The following is a 15,034-nucleotide window of genomic DNA, read 5'->3' as shown; positions in this document are numbered from 1 at the left end:
GCCTCGTCCCCGTCCCGGCCGTACTGCTCACGGCGCCGGCGTCTCCAGGGCGTACCCCACGCCGTGCACGGTACGGATGCGCTCGGCGCCGATCTTGCGGCGCAGGGCCTTGATGTGGCTGTCGACGGTGCGGGTGCCCGAGGCGTCCGCCCAGTCCCACACCTCGGCGAGCAACTGCTCGCGGGAGAGGACGGCGCGGGGGGTGTTCGCCAGGCAGACCAGCAGGTCGAACTCGGTGGGCGTGAGGTGCACGTCCTCGCCGTGCACCCGGACCCGGCGCTGCGCGTGGTCGATCTCCAGCTCGCCCAGGCGCAGGATGCCGCTGCGCGGAGTGGCGGCGGCGATGGTGGCCCGCTCGACCCGGCGCAGCAGGACGTGCACCCGGGCGGCCAGCTCGCGCATGGAGAACGGTTTCGTCATGTAGTCGTCCGCGCCGACCCCGAGCCCGACCAGCATGTCGGTCTCGTCGTCGCGCGCGGTGAGCATGAGGACCGGTACGGGTCGCTGCGCCTGCACCCGGCGGCAGACTTCGAGTCCGTCGAAGCCGGGCAGCATGATGTCGAGCACCATCAGGTCCGGCTGCCAGGCCTCGGCCGTGTCGACCGCCGCCGGGCCGTCACTCGCCGTCTGCACCTGGAAGCCCTCGGCCCGCAGCCGGGCCGCGATGTTGTCGACGATCGTGGAATCGTCCTCGACGACCAGTACCCGGCGCTGAGCGCCGGGAGTGGCCGCGAGGCCGTTGTGGCTGGTGTGTGTCTGCTCCATCGCCCCGCCCCTGGAGTGCGTTCGTAAGATCCCGCGGTCAGATGAGCAGCGTACGGGCACTGACCTGCTCACGGCTACGCGGTGCAACTGCCTGCCGGGGCAGCGAAAGCGACGCCTCGGGCAAGTCGTTCCGGATCGCCCGAATCTCTCTGAATACGACATTCCGCAATGACTCTTCGTAAGTCGGGGATGGACAACTCGCCTTGTGCACAGGGAAGTAGACGTTGCGTAGGCGAGGAATCGCGGGATGTCGGCTTGGTGACCCATTGGTCGGGGGAGGCAGGGTTGTACGGGCAAACGTGTGGGAGCTGTGAATGTTGTCTCGGAGGAGCGGACCGGTGTGTGGCGGGGCGGCCTCCGTGCGGATGCGTTGTGGTTGCCCGCGCGATTCCCCACGCGGTTCCCCGCATTCCTGAAGGTGCGGGGGAGCCGCAGGCCGTGGCCGTGGACGTGAAGGTCAGGGGACTGCCGGGATTCTCGTGAGGTCGCAGGCCCGGACGGCGGCCACGTACTGGCCGAGCCAGGCCCTGCGGTCCGGCTCCGGCAGCGCGGCGAAGCGCTCGAAGGCGGCGGTGGGGGCGTGCGGATCCGCGAGGTCGGCGTTCAGGGGGATCACCCAGTGGTGCGCGACGGCCCGGGCCGCTTCATAACGGGTGCGGTCGGCGGCCGGGGCCCTGCCGGTGGCGCAGCCGGCCGGCGCGCCGAGGCTGGGGAGGAGCGTTCCATGGGCGTACTCGCCGGGGTCGGTGATCTCGCCGCGGGTCACCGACCAGCCGAGTTGGAGGGGGAAGAGCCGGCCCTCGCCGGGGGGCGGCCCGGTGGTGCCGGCCGTGTAGCGGGTCGGAAGCCCCGGGAGGTCCTCGACCTTGCCGAAGGGGGTGCGCAGTGCTGCGGCGACCTCCGGGAGGAGGCTCCGGTCCTTCTCCGCCACGCAGATCTGCCTGCCCGCGAGCGAGGTGCAGGCCGTCGCCGCGGGCGGGGGGCCCTGCTGCCACATGCGTTCGCCGTTCTGCGTGATCAGCGTGCCCGCCGCGACGGCCACGGCCAGCGGGGCGAGGGCGAGGTACTTGCGGCGGGCGGCGTGGGCGACCAGCGCGGTCGCGGCCAGACCGCCGGTCCACAGGATGTCGGCGGGGGCCTGCCACCAGACGGGGGACGCCTGGGGGTGGTCGCCGCGCAGGGCCGGGCTCAGGAAGCGCAGGCCGGAGGACTCGGCGTGCTGGGGGAGTACCAGTACGGCATAGGCGCACAGGGCGAGCACCGGCGCGGTCGGCCGCCACGGCGAGAGCCGTCCCGCGACGAAGCCCAGGCCGGTGGCCGCCGCGACGAGCACCGCGTCGGCCGCGACATGCGTGACGGCGGGCCGCCCGTGGTGCGCGTACGGCAGGCAGGCGAGGAGGGAGACGGCGTGCGCCAGCGTGTACCCGGCGGCCGTCCACAGCATCACCGGGGCGGCCGCGACCGCGGTCCGCGCAGCGCGCCCGCGGGAGGCTGAGGCCAGCAGCGCGCCGGTGCGCAGCCGGCGCTCGCGCCCGCCCTGCAGGCACCCGGCGGCCACCGCGAGCGGCGCGGCGACGGCGGCGGCGACGCTGCGCAGGAGGGACTGCGTCTCCGCCCAACTGCCCTGCCACTCGGCGCTGCCGGCAGCCATCACGAGGAGTGCCGCCCCGGCGACGGCGAGTCCGGACCACGGGGCGAGACCCCGGCGGAGCTCGGTGCGCAGTGGGGAGGCCGGACGCCGGGGCGGGAAGGCCGACGGGGTGAGCGTGCTCGTCATCGGAGCGACTCCGGGGGTGGGGTGGCGGTCTGTGGGCGCAGGCTCATCGGCGGGCCTCCAGGCGGTGGGCTCGCAGCACGGTCGTGTAGCCGCGTTCGACGGGGTTGTCGCCGAGGGGCTCCGCTCCCCGGCCGGGGCGGCTCTCGTCGCCGAGCGCGCTCAGCTCGTCCGGCGTCCCCCGGTAGGCGACGCGGCCGGCGTCCAGGAGGGTGACCGCCGTGCAGGCCGCGGCCACGTCCTCCACCAGGTGGGTCGAGACGATGACGGTGGAAGCAGTGCTCACCTCGCGGAGCAGTGCTCTGAATTCGAAGCGCTGCTCCGGGTCGAGACCGGCGGTCGGCTCGTCCAGGAGCAGCAGGGACGGTTCGTTGACCAGGGCCTGGGCCGTGCCGACCCGGCGGATCATGCCGCCGGAGAGGGACTTCATCTTCGCGTCGATCCGGTCCGCCAGCCCGACCCGCTCCACCGCCCGTTCCACCGCCCCCGGCACCGAAGCGGCGGGCATCTCCTTGAGCCACGCCACGTACGCGACGAACTCCCGCACGGTGAATCCCGGGTAGTGGCCGAACTCCTGCGGGAGGTAGCCGAGCCGGCGCCGGGCCTGCGTCCGCGCCCGGTGCCCCGCGATGTCGTGGCCCAGCAGCGTCACCGTGCCCGCGGTCGGCGCGGCGACCGTCGCCAGCACCCGGAGCAGGGAGGTCTTGCCCGCGCCGTTGGGGCCGAGCAGCCCGTGCACACCGGGGCCGAAGTCCAGGTCCACGGCGTCCAGCGCCGGCGTCCGCCGGTGCCGCACGGTCAGCCCCGCCACCCTCGCGCCGCTGCCTTCGTCGCTGCTCACACGCGCTCCATCCGGTCGAAGTGGGTACGTCGCAGGAGGAGCAGCACCGCGCACGCGACTGCGGCGACGGCCCAACTCACCTGTGGTGCGGGGGTGTCGAGGTAAGGCGTGATGTGGAGCAGTGGCCCGCTCTCACCGGCCGCCGGGGCCGTCACGGCCAGCGCCCACCCGCTGCCGACTGCAGCCGACGCCCTCCGGCACCCGATCCAGCTGCCGAGCGCCAGCGCGCCCAGGGTCAGCGCCAGCCCCGGCAGCAGCCAGGCGGCCGCCCCCGGCACACCCTCCACGGGCGGCAGGACCGCTCCCGCCGCGGTCAGCACCGGAATGCTCAGGCCCAGTGCGCAGGCCGTCCGATGGAGCAGCAGCCGCAGGTTGCCGCCCGGCATGGAGGCGTGCAGCTCGTGCAGGGGATCGGTGCGCCTGCCGTGCGAGAGGGCCACCCCGGCCAGTGGTACGACCGGGGCCACGGCCAGCAGCAGCGGCCGCGCCGCCGTCTGGCCCGCCCCGAACGCGAGCAGTACGGCTCCGAGCGCGACGGCCAGCACGCTCACCACCCACCCGAGCCTCAGGGCGGGCCCGAGCGCCCACAGGAGGCGGTGGGTGCGCAGAGCGGGAGTGGGGGCGAGAGCGGGAGCGGGGGGCTGAGGAGTGCCCGCCAGGTGCAGCAGGTGTGCGCGCTGCCGCGCCAGTTGGGGGCCCGCGGTTCCGGAACGTACCGCCCGCGACACCCGGGCCGCGCACTGGCCGCAGGTTTCGACGTGCTGCTCCAGCGACCAGGCGTCCGCGTCCGGGGTCGTGCCCGCCGCGTACTGGGCGGCCGCGGCCGGGGTGACGTGCCGGCTTCGGGCGGGGGTCATGCCGTTCCTCCCAGCGGGTCCGATTCGGTGGTGAGCCGGGCCAGGGCGGCTCTCAGTTCCCGGCGGGCGCGCAGGGCGCGGGTCTTGACCGTGCCCTCCGGTATGCCCAGCAGGCGGGCGGCCTCGCGGGTGGTGAGGCCGTCGACGACCGTGGCCCGCAGGACCTCGCGCAGCTCCGGCGGGATCCGGTCCAGGGCCGCGCCCACGTCGCCGAACTCCAGCCCCGTCAGCACGTGTTCCTCGGCGGAGGGGGCGGCGGAGGGGGCGGCGGTCCCGGCGGCCGGTACGGCGCGGTCGGCCCGGGTGCGTATCCGCTGCGCGTCCACCAGGCGGCGGGCCGCGATCACCCACAGCCAGCCGCCCGCCTCGCCGCCCCGGTGCGACGCGGCGGACTGCCAGACGGTGACGAAGGTGTCCTGGAGGACGTCCCGCACCGTTTCCGGGTCGGGGCAGCGCCGGGTCAGCCGTGCGTGCAGCCAGCCCGCGTGCCGGTCGTGCAGCGTGCCGAGCGCGGCGGCGTCGCCGCGGGCGATCGCGCGCAGCAACGCGCCGTCGTCGTCGGTGCCGTCCTCGGCCCGGGGTTCCCCGGAGGGGCGCAACAGTCTCACGTCCCCTCTATCGCTCGGCGTCGCCCGATCGGTTCACGGTGTCCGCCGGGCGGTGCGCCGGAGGGTGCCGGACGTCTGCGAACCTGTGAAGGTTGCCCCAGTACGCACAGGTGTGAGGTGTGCCATAGACGGAACGGGAGATTCGGGCGGAGGGTGAGCGTTGTCCTCGTCGAGGAGGGGCAGAAACACCAGCGACAGCACCACCGCAGCAAGCGAACGCGAAAGACGCGGCCGAGGGACACGGGCGTGGCTTGACGATTCCGGCCGCCCGCCCCAGCGCGCGGCGCCCGGGGGAATGGGGCCTCACGCAGTGCACCGCACCAGCACGACACCGCCCGGGCGGAAGCCGCAGGGGCAGCAGCAGCCAGAGCAGAAGAAGCAGGGGCAGAGGCCGGAACAGGACCGGAACGACGCGGACGGCGAGGCCGCCGCGGCGTTGAACGCCGTGCCCGGACAGCGGACGCGGGCCCGGCACGCTCCCGAAGACCCGCAGGTACGCCTGCCCGAAGGTTCGTCCGTACGCCTGCCCGAAGGTTCGCCCGTACGCCTGCCCGAAGCTCCGCAGATGCCCGCACCCGAAGCTCCGCGGAAGCACCTGCCCCAAGACCCTCAGACGCACGCCCCCGAAAGCTCCCCGGAGCCGGCGGCCGCAGACCCGCGGGCACGGGTCCAGCCCCCCGTCCCCGACCGGCGCTGGCACCTGTGGCACCTCCTGCCCACCCCCACCGGCACCCCCTTCACCTTCGGTTACGCGCTCGTCCTGGTCGCGACCTCCCTCTACGCCCAGCTCGGCGACCCGGCGACCGTCGGCGCCCTGCTCAGGGCGTCCAGCACCGACGTCGCCCACCTCACCCACACCCCCGTCGTCGCCCTCGTCGGCAGCGCCCTGTGGGTCGCCGGCGGGCTGGCGTCCCCGTACGCCCTCGGGTTCCTGGTGATCCTCACCGCCCTGGAACGGCGCATCGGCGGGCTGCGGACCGCCGCCGTCTTCGCCTTCGGGCACGTGGTGGCCTCGCTCGCCACCGAGATCCCGGTCGGCGTCGCCGTCTGGGCCGGGCACCTGCCCGAGACCTCCCTGCACCGCCTGGACTTCGGCATCAGCTTCGGGCTGCTGGCCTGCGTGGGCGCGCTCGCCGGGGTGCTCCGCCTGGCGTGGCTGCGCTGGGGGCTGCTGGGCGCGGTGGCGCTCGTACTCCTCCAGGACCTGATCGCGTACGTCGATCCGCTGACCGCCCTCGGGCACCCGCTGGCCCTGTGCCTGGGGCTGGCCGGCTGGCCCGTCGTACGGCGCTGGAAGGCGGCCCGGGCCGCGCCCTCGTACCTCTGAGCCGGGAAATTCGGTGGCCGGCGGCCTCGTCCCCTTCGTACGTTCGTGCTTTTGCACGGAGCTACGGAGGGGACGGTCATGAGCGCCGCCGACTTGCACCAGCAGCTACAGGACACCGCCGACGAACTGGTGGAGAGCGGGGCCGAGCGCGGCCTGCAGATCGCCGTGTACCGGCACGGCGAGCCGGTCGCGGACGTCGCCGCCGGAATCGCCGACCCGGCGACCGGGCGCGAGGTCCGCCACGACACCCCCTTCTACAACTTCTCGATCGGGAAGGGCGCCACCGCGACCCTCGCGCACGTGTGCGCCGAGCGAGGACTCCTCTCGTACGACACGCCCGTCGCCGACCTGTGGCCCGAGTTCGCCGCGCACGGCAAGGAGCGGGTGACGGTACGGCACGCCCTCAGCCACTCCGCCGGCGTGCCCGGCATCCCCTCCGCCACCACCCACGCCGAGCTCTGCGACTGGGACGCCATGTGCGCCGCCCTCGCGGACGCCGAGCCCTGGTGGGAGCCGGGGACGGCGGTCGGCTACCACGCCTTCACCTTCGGCTTCCTGGTCGGTGAGATCGTCCGCCGGGCCACCGGCCGCGACCTCTCCGACGTCCTGCGCACCGAACTCACCGGCCCGCTCGGCATCGCCGACGAGCTGTACCTGGGGATGCCGGAGTCCGAGCAGGGGCGGGCGGCGCGGCTCGAGGAGGACCCCTCCCGCGCCGAGACCTTCGACCTCGACGCGCTCCCGGACGACCTCCCCATGTTCAAGGCCGCCCCCAAGCACCTCTTCCCGAGCGCCGCGTTCGGCAACCGGGCCGACATCCTGGCCGCCGACCTTCCGGCGGGCGCCAAGACCTCCGCCCGGGCGATCGCGCGCGTGTACGCGGCCGTGCTCGGGGAGGTCGACGGCGTACGGCTGCTGTCGCCGGACCGCACCCGCGAGGCGACCGCGCTCGCCGCGAGCGGAACCGACCGGTTGATGGGTAACGAGTCGTCCTGGGCGCTCGGGTACGCGCTCGGCCTGCCCGACCAGGGCTCCGGGCCCGACCCGCACGTGTTCGGCATGGCGGGCGCGGGCGGCAGCTGGGCGGGCGCGGACCGGGCGAGCGGCACGGCCTGGGCCGTCACCAAGAACGTACTGGGGGACCTGTCGACGGTCGCGCGCGTGACGGAGATCGTCTGCGGCCACCGCTGACCGTCGTCCGCGGCCACCGCTGAACCGGGGTCAGCCGAGGCCGGGCAGGGCCGCGATCACGCGGTCCAGCTCCGGCAGCTTCTTCATGCCGTCCGTCGTCACCTCGTGGCCCCGGTGGATCACGGTGGTGGTGATGCCGTCCATGACCGGCGGGTCGGCCTTCGAGACGCGCGGCAGTTCCGCGAAGTCCGCGTCAGCGAGCGCGTCCTTGAGCTCGGCCAGCTCCTGCGCGCCCATCCGGCCGGACTTCGGGGGCTTGGTGCGGTCGAGGACGGTGTAGCCGCCGTCACCGTTCACCAGGACGCTGCGGTGCCGGCCGTCGAAGCCGCCGCTGACGGTGGCGGCCACGAGCCGCTCGCCCTGCGGGGCCGTCGCGGGCACGGAGGCGGACGGCGCGGGGTCACCGGTCGCCGGGGGAGCGGGGGGCGGGGTGGCGGTGGGTGCGGCCGTGGCGGGCGCGCCGGCGGTGGGCGTGGAGGTGGCGGGTGCGCCCGTGGCGGTCGCCGCCGGTGCGGGCGTGTCCGCGGCCGGGGGCTCGCCCGCGCCGTCGCACCCCGTCAGCAACAGGGTGCCGCAGAGGGCGGCCGCCGTGAGCGCCGCCGCCGATCGCCCGGAACGTGTGCTTCGCATGGTGTTCCCGTCGTGTCGTGGGCCGTGTGCCGCTGTCGTCCGTCTGACGCGGAGGCCCCGCCGCGCGTTCCCCTGCCCGCGCCTGCCCGCGCCTGCCCGCGTCGTCGCGACCGGCTCCCGGCTTCAGCGGCGCCGGACCGACCGGTGGCTCCCTCCTCGTCGATCGCTGATCGCTCAGAGCGAACACGGGTTGGGGAACACTGGGACGCTCCAGAGCATTGAGTCCACATAGCTCAACTTCACTGCCCAAGGGGAGATCATGGCATCGACGTCCACACCGCTCACCCTGCCCGTGCTGCCGCTCGACGACGAGGTCGTGCTGCCCGGGATGGTGGTGCCGCTGGACCTGTCCGACACCGAGGTGCGCGCGGCGGTCGAAGCGGCACAGGCCGCCGTTCGTACCGGTGGCAGCAAGCCCGAGGTGCTTCTTGTTCCGCGCATCGACGGCACGTACGCGGGGACCGGCGTCCTCGGCACCGTCGAGCAGGTCGGCCGGCTGTCCGACGGCGACCCCGGCGCGCTCATCCGGGCCCGGGGCCGCGTCAAGATCGGCGCGGGCACGACCGGGCCGGGAGCGGCCCTGTGGGTGGAGGGGTCCCGGATCGACGCGTCCGACCCCGACCCGCTGCCGGGTTCCGTCGCCGAGCTGGTCAAGGAGTACAAGGCCCTCGCGACGACCTGGCTGAAGAAGCGCGGCGCCTGGCAGGTCGTGGACCGCGTGCAGCAGATCGAGGGCGTCTCGGCCCTCGCCGACAACTCCGGGTACTCGCCCTTCCTGACCACCGCCCAGAAGGTGGAGCTGCTGGAGACCGCCGACCCGGTGGCCCGCCTGCGCCTGGCCCTGACCGCCCTCAGCGAGCACCTCGCCGAGCAGGACGTCGCCGAGACCATCGCGAAGGACGTCCAGGAGGGCGTCGACAAGCAGCAGCGCGAGTTCCTGCTCCGCAAGCAGCTCGATGCCGTGCGCAAGGAACTCCGCGAGCTGAACGGCGAGGCCGAGGGCGAGGAGTCCGACGACTACCGGGCCCGGGTGGAGGCCGCCGACCTGCCGGAGAAGGTGCGCGAGGCCGCCCTCAAGGAGGTCGAGAAGCTGGAGCGCTCCAGCGACCAGTCCCCGGAGGGCTCCTGGATCCGCACCTGGCTGGACACGGTCCTGGAGCTCCCCTGGAACGAGCACACGGAGGACCAGTACGACATCCGCGGCGCCCGCGAGATCCTCGACGCGGAGCACGCGGGCCTGGACGACGTGAAGGAGCGCATCACCGAGTACCTGGCCGTGCGCAAGCGGCGCGCGGACCGCGGGCTCGGCGTGGTGGGCGGCCGCCGCGGCGGCGCCGTGCTCGCCCTGGTGGGCCCGCCCGGTGTCGGAAAGACCTCGCTCGGCGAGAGCGTCGCCCACGCCATGGGCCGCAAGTTCGTCCGGGTCGCGCTCGGCGGCGTACGCGACGAGGCGGAGATCCGCGGTCACCGCCGTACGTACGTCGGGGCCCTGCCCGGCCGCATCGTCCGCGCCGTCAAGGAGGCCGGGTCGATGAACCCCGTCGTCCTCCTCGACGAGATCGACAAGGTCGGCTCCGACTTCCGCGGCGACCCGGCCGCGGCCCTGCTGGAGGTCCTGGACCCCGCCCAGAACCACACCTTCCGCGACCACTACCTGGAGGTCGAGCTCGACCTCTCCGACGTCGTCTTCCTCGCCACCGCCAACGTGCTGGAAGCCATCCCCGAGGCCCTCCTCGACCGGATGGAACTGGTCCGCCTCGACGGCTACACCGAGGACGAGAAGGTCGTCATCGCCCGCGACCACCTGCTGCCGCGCCAGCTCGACCGGGCCGGCCTGGAGCCGGGCGAGGTGACCCTCGACGAGTCCGCCCTGCGCAAGCTGGCGGGCGAGTACACCCGGGAGGCCGGCGTGCGGAACCTGGAGCGTTCCATCTCCCGCCTGCTGCGCAAGGTGGCCGCCCAGCACGAACTGGGCGACCGCGAGCTGCCGTTCACGATCGACTCCTCCCACCTGCGCGACCTGATCGGCCGCCCGCACCACGTGCCGGAGTCCGCCCAGGACCCGGCCGAGCGGCGCACCGCCGTCCCCGGCGTGGCCACCGGTCTCGCCGTCACCGGCGCGGGCGGCGACGTTCTCTTCGTGGAGGCGTCCCTCGCCGACGCCGAGACGGGCGGCTCCGGGCTGACCCTCACCGGTCAGCTCGGCGACGTGATGAAGGAGTCCGCGCAGATCGCCCTCTCCTTCCTGCGCTCGCACGGCGCGGAACTGGAACTCCCCGTCGGCGACCTCAAGGACCGTGGCGTGCACATCCACTTCCCGGCGGGCGCGGTCCCCAAGGACGGCCCGAGCGCGGGCATCACGATGACCACGGCCCTCGCCTCCCTCCTCTCCGGCCGGCTGGTCCGCACGGACGTGGCCATGACCGGCGAGGTGTCCCTGACCGGGCGCGTCCTGCCCATCGGCGGCCTGAAGCAGAAGCTCCTCGCCGCGCACCGGGCGGGCACCACCACGGTCGTCATCCCCAAGCGGAACGAGCCCGACCTGGACGACGTGCCCGCCGAGATCCTGGAGAAGCTGGAGGTCCACCCGGTGACGGACGTCCGCCAGGTGCTGGAGATCGCGCTGGCCCCCGCACAGGTGGCGGCGCCGGTCGCCGCCTGACGCGGTCCCACCGCGGAGGGGCCGTACGGGAGTCGCTCCCGTACGGCCCCTGCGCCCGTATCAGCGCCGGAAACCGCCGTACGGGACGGTGGCGACCTCCAGGCCGTGGCCCGGGGGCCGGGGAAGCCGGGAAAGCCGGGGAAGCGGAAACCCCGGCCGCCGCCGTCGGTGCGGCTCCCGCCCCTCGTCCAGGCCGCCCTCGCCCCGCTCAGGCCAGCCAGCCGCGGGTGGCGGCCTGGGCGCCGGCCTGGAAACGGGTCTCCGCGTCCAGGGCCTCCAGCAGCCGGGTGATGCGCCGACGCGCGGTGTGGACATGTACCCCGAGCCGCCGGGCTATCGCCTCGTCCTTGAGCCCGGCCGCCAACAGGCCCAGCAGCTCCCGCTGCTGACGGGAGACGGCGTCCGAGGCCGCCGCCGCCCCGCTGCTGCCCAACGGGATCGAACGGTCCCACACCGTCTCGAACAGCGGCAGCAGCGCGTTGCGCAACAACGAGTCCCCCACGACCAGCGCCGAGGCCCGCGGGTCCGCCGACTCCGAGGGCGGCAGGAGGGTGATCCGGCGGTCGACGCCGATCAGCTTGGTCGGCACCCCCGAGGTGACCCGGGCCCGCAGTCCCCGCGCCGCCAGCGCCGTCAGGGACCGCATCCGGCCCGGAAACCCCAGGCCCTCCCGGTCGATGACGGCCCGCACCGAGACGCCCCGGTCGAGCAGGGCCTCGATGTCCAGGGCGGGCGGCCGCCCGGGACGGCCGACGTCGGCCTTCGCGTACGGCGGCCGGTCCAGGATCACCACCTCCTGCTCGGCCGAGGCGAGCAGCGACTCCGCGCGCTCCCCGATCTGCCGCTGTCCGGTGATGACCTCGATGCCGCCCTCGGAGGCGCCCGGCGAGCCCGCCGTGAGGCGTCCCGCTATCCGGTCCGCGGACATCATCAGTTGCTCCAGCTCCGCTGACCGGATGTGGAGTTCCGCTTGACGGCGATGGATGAGTGTGCGGATGGCGGCGGCCGGTGCGGCGGGGCGGGGTGCCCCGTCGGCCCCGCGGACCGCGAACCCGGAGCCTTCGAGGCTGGTCAGTGCCTCGTCGATCCGGAAGTACGGAAGGTCCAGCAGGTTCGCCAACTCAACGGTGGAATGGGCCCGTTCCCTCAGCAGGGCCGCGTAGACGCGTCCCTCGACCTCCCCCAGGCCGAGGCTGTGCAGTTCTTCCCCCTCGATCATGGGCCGAATTCTTTCGTGGACACACCATGCACACAAGTGTGCGTGTCCACATCTGAACACACGGGAAACATTGCCGAGTTGAGCGCACGGCGACTTGCATGGCGGTGCCCGGACCGTTCGAAGCTCGTCCGTACCGTGGGAGGGGAAGCGTGCAGCACAGGACCCGAGTGCGTGCAGCAAGACCCGGCATCACAAGTGCCGGAATATCCAAGGGGGTCGCCGCGGCGTTCACCGCGGCCGCCCTGCTCGCGGGCGTCGTGCCCGCCGCCCAGGCCGCCCCGGCGGCCCCGGCCGCCGAGGTGATCCCGGGAACGGACACCGCGACCCCGGCCCTGGTCGACGGCATCAACGAGCCCGCGAAGGCCACCGGCAGCGCCGCCGACGCCGCCGTCGGGCACCTCGCCGAGAAGAAGAGCCGCTACCGCATCACGAACCCCGAGGGCGACCTGAAGGCGGTCTCCGCCCGGGCCGAGGGCGGCACCGAGACCGTACGCCTCCAGCAGAAGTACAAGGGCCTCGACGTCCTCGGCGGCCAGTACGTCGTCCGCATGGAGAACAAGGGCGGCAAGCGCAACGTCGTCGGCACCTCCGGCAAGTACTTCACCGAGCTCGCCACCGGCACCGCCGCCACGGTCTCCGAGAAGACCGCCGTGCAGCGCGCGGTGGCCGCCGTGACCCGGGAGCTGAGCGGCAAGAACCTCGGCAGGAAGGACACGCCGCAGACGAAGGGCGAGAAGACCGCCGCCGCCGGCGCCCTCACCGGCACCGCGGGCAGACTCGTCGTCCTCCCGCAGGGCAAGGGCGTGCTGACCCGCCAGGTCACCGTCAAGGGCAACGACCCGGTGACCGGCGAAGCCGTGCTGCGCCAGGTCTACATCGACGCCAGGGCGGGCTTCCCGGTCCTCCAGTACAGCTCGATCAAGACCTTCGGCACCCAGCAGGCCAAGGGCGCGGCCCCGAAGGGCGCCGCCGCGAAGGCCGCCGGCGAGAAGGCGTTCGGTCCCGCCGACGCCACCGGCACCGGCGTCAAGACCGACGGCACCAAGGTCGACCTGAACCTGTACCACGACGCGTCGCGCAAGGAGTACACGCTCAGCGACTACGTCCGCATGCGGGACGGCTCCAAGAACCCGATCTCCACCTGGGACGCCCGCGGCGTGGAGGCGAACGACGCGGCCGGCAAGTGGCCCTCGGGCATCAAGGTGTTCGGCTCGCCGGTCCAGGACTTCGGCAAGGAGGCCACCGACGCGGGCGCCGTCGACGCCCAGTGGGCCGCCACCCAGGTCTACGACTACTACAAGGGCAAGCACGGCCGCGACAGCCTCGACGGCCGCGGCATGGCCATCAACTCCCTGGTGGGCGTGACGAACGGCGGCCAGCCGTGGGTCAACGCCTTCTGGGACGGCACGAAGATGGTCTACGGCGTCGGCGACGACGAGTACAGGCCGCTGGCCTCCGACGTCGACGTGGTCGGCCACGAGATGACGCACGGCGTCGTCGAGAACACCGCCAACCTGGTGTACGTCGGCCAGTCCGGCGCGCTGAACGAGGGCATCGCCGACTACTTCGGCAACGCCATCGACACCGACACCTCCGGCACCTCGATGGACGACCCGGACTCGGGCCTCCTCGGCGAGGACCTCTGCCGCACCCTGCCCAAGGGCGAGTGCGCGCTGCGCGACCTCAACGACGGCCGCACCACCTCCAAGGACTTCCTCGGCGTCTCCTACGGCGTGGACAACGGCGGTGTGCACCTCAACTCGACGATCTTCTCCGGCGCCCTGTGGGACATCCGCCAGGACATCGACAAGGACCTCGCCGACCGCATCGTCCACAAGGCGCTCGCCGAGTACCTGACCCCCCTGGACGGCTTCACCGAGGGCCGCAACGCGGTCCTCGCGGCCGCGAAGGACCTGAAGGCCTCGGCGAAGGACCAGAAGGTCATCACGCGTTCCTTCAACGCCCACGGCATCGTCCCGGGCTGGGAGGACGCGCTGGGCATGGACAGCGACACGCTGCTCGGCAAGCTCAACACCGCGGGCAGCGGGGCGGGCGCGGGCGGCGGCCAGTACGCCGTCTCCAAGTCGAACGACGACGGCTCCGAGCCGTACTCCGTCTACACGGGACGCACCGACGGCAAGGGCTCGCCCAAGCTGGTCAGCCCGAACGACGGCCGCTTTCACGTCTACCCGGCGACCGACGGCAAGAACGTCGTCTGGGCGGCCTTCGGCACCGACAGCATCGACGTCCTGCTGCGTCCGGTCGCGGGCGGCCCGATCAAGAAGGTGTGGTCCTCCACCACCGGGCTCCAGGGCCTGCGCGTCGACGGCGACCTGGCCGTCTGGGAGGAGAACGACCCCTTCGGCGGACGCCACGCCGCGTACAAGAACCTGAAGACGGGCCAGCAGGCGTACGTCGACGGCGGCCGCTACCACCTCAGCTCGGCGCTGCCCGCCGTGAAGAACGGCAAGGTCGCCTACGCCAAGCTGTGGCCGGTGGCCGGCGAGTACAAGCTGGACGTCGAGCTCCTCGACACCAGGACCGGCAGGACGAGCATCCTGCCGCAGACGGGGACCGTGGAGAGTCTGGGCCAGACCGGTCTGTCCACGACGCACGTCTCCTGGCTGGTCGACGAGAACGCCACGGACGGCGGCCGGACGGCCGTGCGCCGTGCCAACCTCGACGGCACCAAGCTGATCGACCTCAGCCCGGAGGCGGGCGGCAAGGGGCTGTTCGCCTCGGACCTGACCGCCTCCGAGGAGGCCGTGACGGTCACCGCCGCACTGCCCGACACGCAGTACCGCAACGAGACGCTGCCCAAGCTGTGGCAGTTCGACGCCGCGGGCGTCCGGGCCGGCGAGCGCGTCTCCTGCAACCGCGGCGACCAGTCCTACGCGTCGGCCGACACCGGCAGGCGCGTGGTGTGGATCGACGGCACGACCAGCAACACGGACCTGGTGGTGCGGGACCGCCCGGCGGGACGCTGCTGACCGGCTGCCCCGCGTGACCCGGGACCGCTTCCCGGGCACGACCCCCGGGTGTGACCGCCCGGCCCAGTGAACCGGACCCCCGGCGCCCGTGCGCCGGGGGTCCTTCCGCTGCCCCCTTCTGCGAAATACTGGCTGAACTGCGACGACGGTGTGGCCGACGAAGGGAACGT

11 protein-coding genes are annotated in these 15,034 nt (G+C 73.5%); 4 read left to right on the top strand and 7 right to left on the bottom strand.

Going from position 1 to position 15,034, the window contains the following annotated elements:
• Nucleotides 1-27: 27 nt before the first annotated feature.
• The 5 genes from ACIP93_RS05450 to ACIP93_RS05430 all read right to left on the bottom strand — a co-directional run bounded on the left by ACIP93_RS05450 (nucleotide 28) and on the right by ACIP93_RS05430 (nucleotide 4,845).
• The gene (locus ACIP93_RS05450; RefSeq protein ID WP_189820597.1) at nucleotides 28-765 is read right to left on the bottom strand and encodes a response regulator transcription factor; all 738 of its coding nucleotides are present in this window, start codon (nucleotides 763-765) and stop codon (nucleotides 28-30) included.
• Nucleotides 766-1,222: 457 nt separating this feature from the next.
• Entirely contained in the window at nucleotides 1,223-2,542 is a 1,320-nt protein-coding gene (locus tag ACIP93_RS05445; RefSeq protein ID WP_401755991.1) for a hypothetical protein, read from the bottom strand.
• A 43-nt stretch (nucleotides 2,543-2,585) separates the two neighbouring features.
• Nucleotides 2,586-3,380 (bottom strand): ABC transporter ATP-binding protein, encoded by a 795-nt coding sequence (locus ACIP93_RS05440; protein ID WP_401755989.1) that lies wholly within the window; start codon nucleotides 3,378-3,380, stop codon nucleotides 2,586-2,588.
• Complete coding sequence (locus ACIP93_RS05435; protein WP_401755986.1) at nucleotides 3,377-4,237, bottom strand: zf-HC2 domain-containing protein; 861 nt, start codon at nucleotides 4,235-4,237, stop codon at nucleotides 3,377-3,379. Before ACIP93_RS05435 ends, ACIP93_RS05440 begins: the two co-directional genes overlap by 4 nt.
• Nucleotides 4,234-4,845 (bottom strand): RNA polymerase sigma factor, encoded by a 612-nt coding sequence (locus ACIP93_RS05430; RefSeq protein WP_401755983.1) that lies wholly within the window; start codon nucleotides 4,843-4,845, stop codon nucleotides 4,234-4,236. The genes ACIP93_RS05435 and ACIP93_RS05430 overlap by 4 nt, the downstream gene beginning before the upstream one ends.
• Nucleotides 4,846-5,155: 310 nt before the next feature.
• Here ACIP93_RS05430 and ACIP93_RS05425 point away from each other — a divergent pair, with 310 nt between their 5' ends.
• Nucleotides 5,156-6,172 (top strand): rhomboid-like protein, encoded by a 1,017-nt coding sequence (locus tag ACIP93_RS05425; protein WP_401755980.1) that lies wholly within the window; start codon nucleotides 5,156-5,158, stop codon nucleotides 6,170-6,172.
• A gap of 78 nt (nucleotides 6,173-6,250) precedes the next feature.
• Nucleotides 6,251-7,363, top strand: coding sequence for a serine hydrolase domain-containing protein (locus tag ACIP93_RS05420; RefSeq protein WP_401755977.1), 1,113 nt, complete (start codon nucleotides 6,251-6,253; stop codon nucleotides 7,361-7,363).
• Between the two features lie 30 nt (nucleotides 7,364-7,393).
• Here ACIP93_RS05420 and ACIP93_RS05415 read toward each other — a convergent pair whose 3' ends face one another.
• Nucleotides 7,394-7,993, bottom strand: a complete 600-nt coding sequence (locus ACIP93_RS05415) for a hypothetical protein (protein ID WP_401755974.1) — start codon at nucleotides 7,991-7,993, stop codon at nucleotides 7,394-7,396.
• Nucleotides 7,994-8,252: 259 nt separating this feature from the next.
• Between ACIP93_RS05415 and lon the strand changes: the two genes are divergently transcribed.
• The gene (gene lon, locus ACIP93_RS05410) at nucleotides 8,253-10,655 is read left to right on the top strand and encodes an endopeptidase La (protein WP_401755971.1); all 2,403 of its coding nucleotides are present in this window, start codon (nucleotides 8,253-8,255) and stop codon (nucleotides 10,653-10,655) included.
• Between the two features lie 208 nt (nucleotides 10,656-10,863).
• Here the strand turns inward: lon and ACIP93_RS05405 are convergent, their stop codons facing one another.
• On the bottom strand, nucleotides 10,864-11,874 hold the full coding sequence (locus tag ACIP93_RS05405) for a helix-turn-helix domain-containing protein (protein WP_401755968.1): 1,011 nt from the start codon (nucleotides 11,872-11,874) through the stop codon (nucleotides 10,864-10,866).
• A 98-nt stretch (nucleotides 11,875-11,972) separates the two neighbouring features.
• Here ACIP93_RS05405 and ACIP93_RS05400 point away from each other — a divergent pair, with 98 nt between their 5' ends.
• Nucleotides 11,973-14,864 carry a M4 family metallopeptidase gene (locus tag ACIP93_RS05400; protein WP_401755965.1) on the top strand — a complete coding sequence of 964 codons (2,892 nt, stop codon included), beginning with the start codon at nucleotides 11,973-11,975 and terminating at the stop codon, nucleotides 14,862-14,864.
• The last annotated feature ends 170 nt before the right edge of the window (nucleotides 14,865-15,034 follow it).

It is taken from the genome of Streptomyces sp. NPDC088745, from assembly GCF_044751045.1.
Taxonomy (GTDB): domain Bacteria; phylum Actinomycetota; class Actinomycetes; order Streptomycetales; family Streptomycetaceae; genus Streptomyces; species Streptomyces cremeus.
The sequence above is the reverse complement of the archived record's forward strand: the minus strand, read 5'-3'. Positions and strand labels throughout refer to the sequence as shown.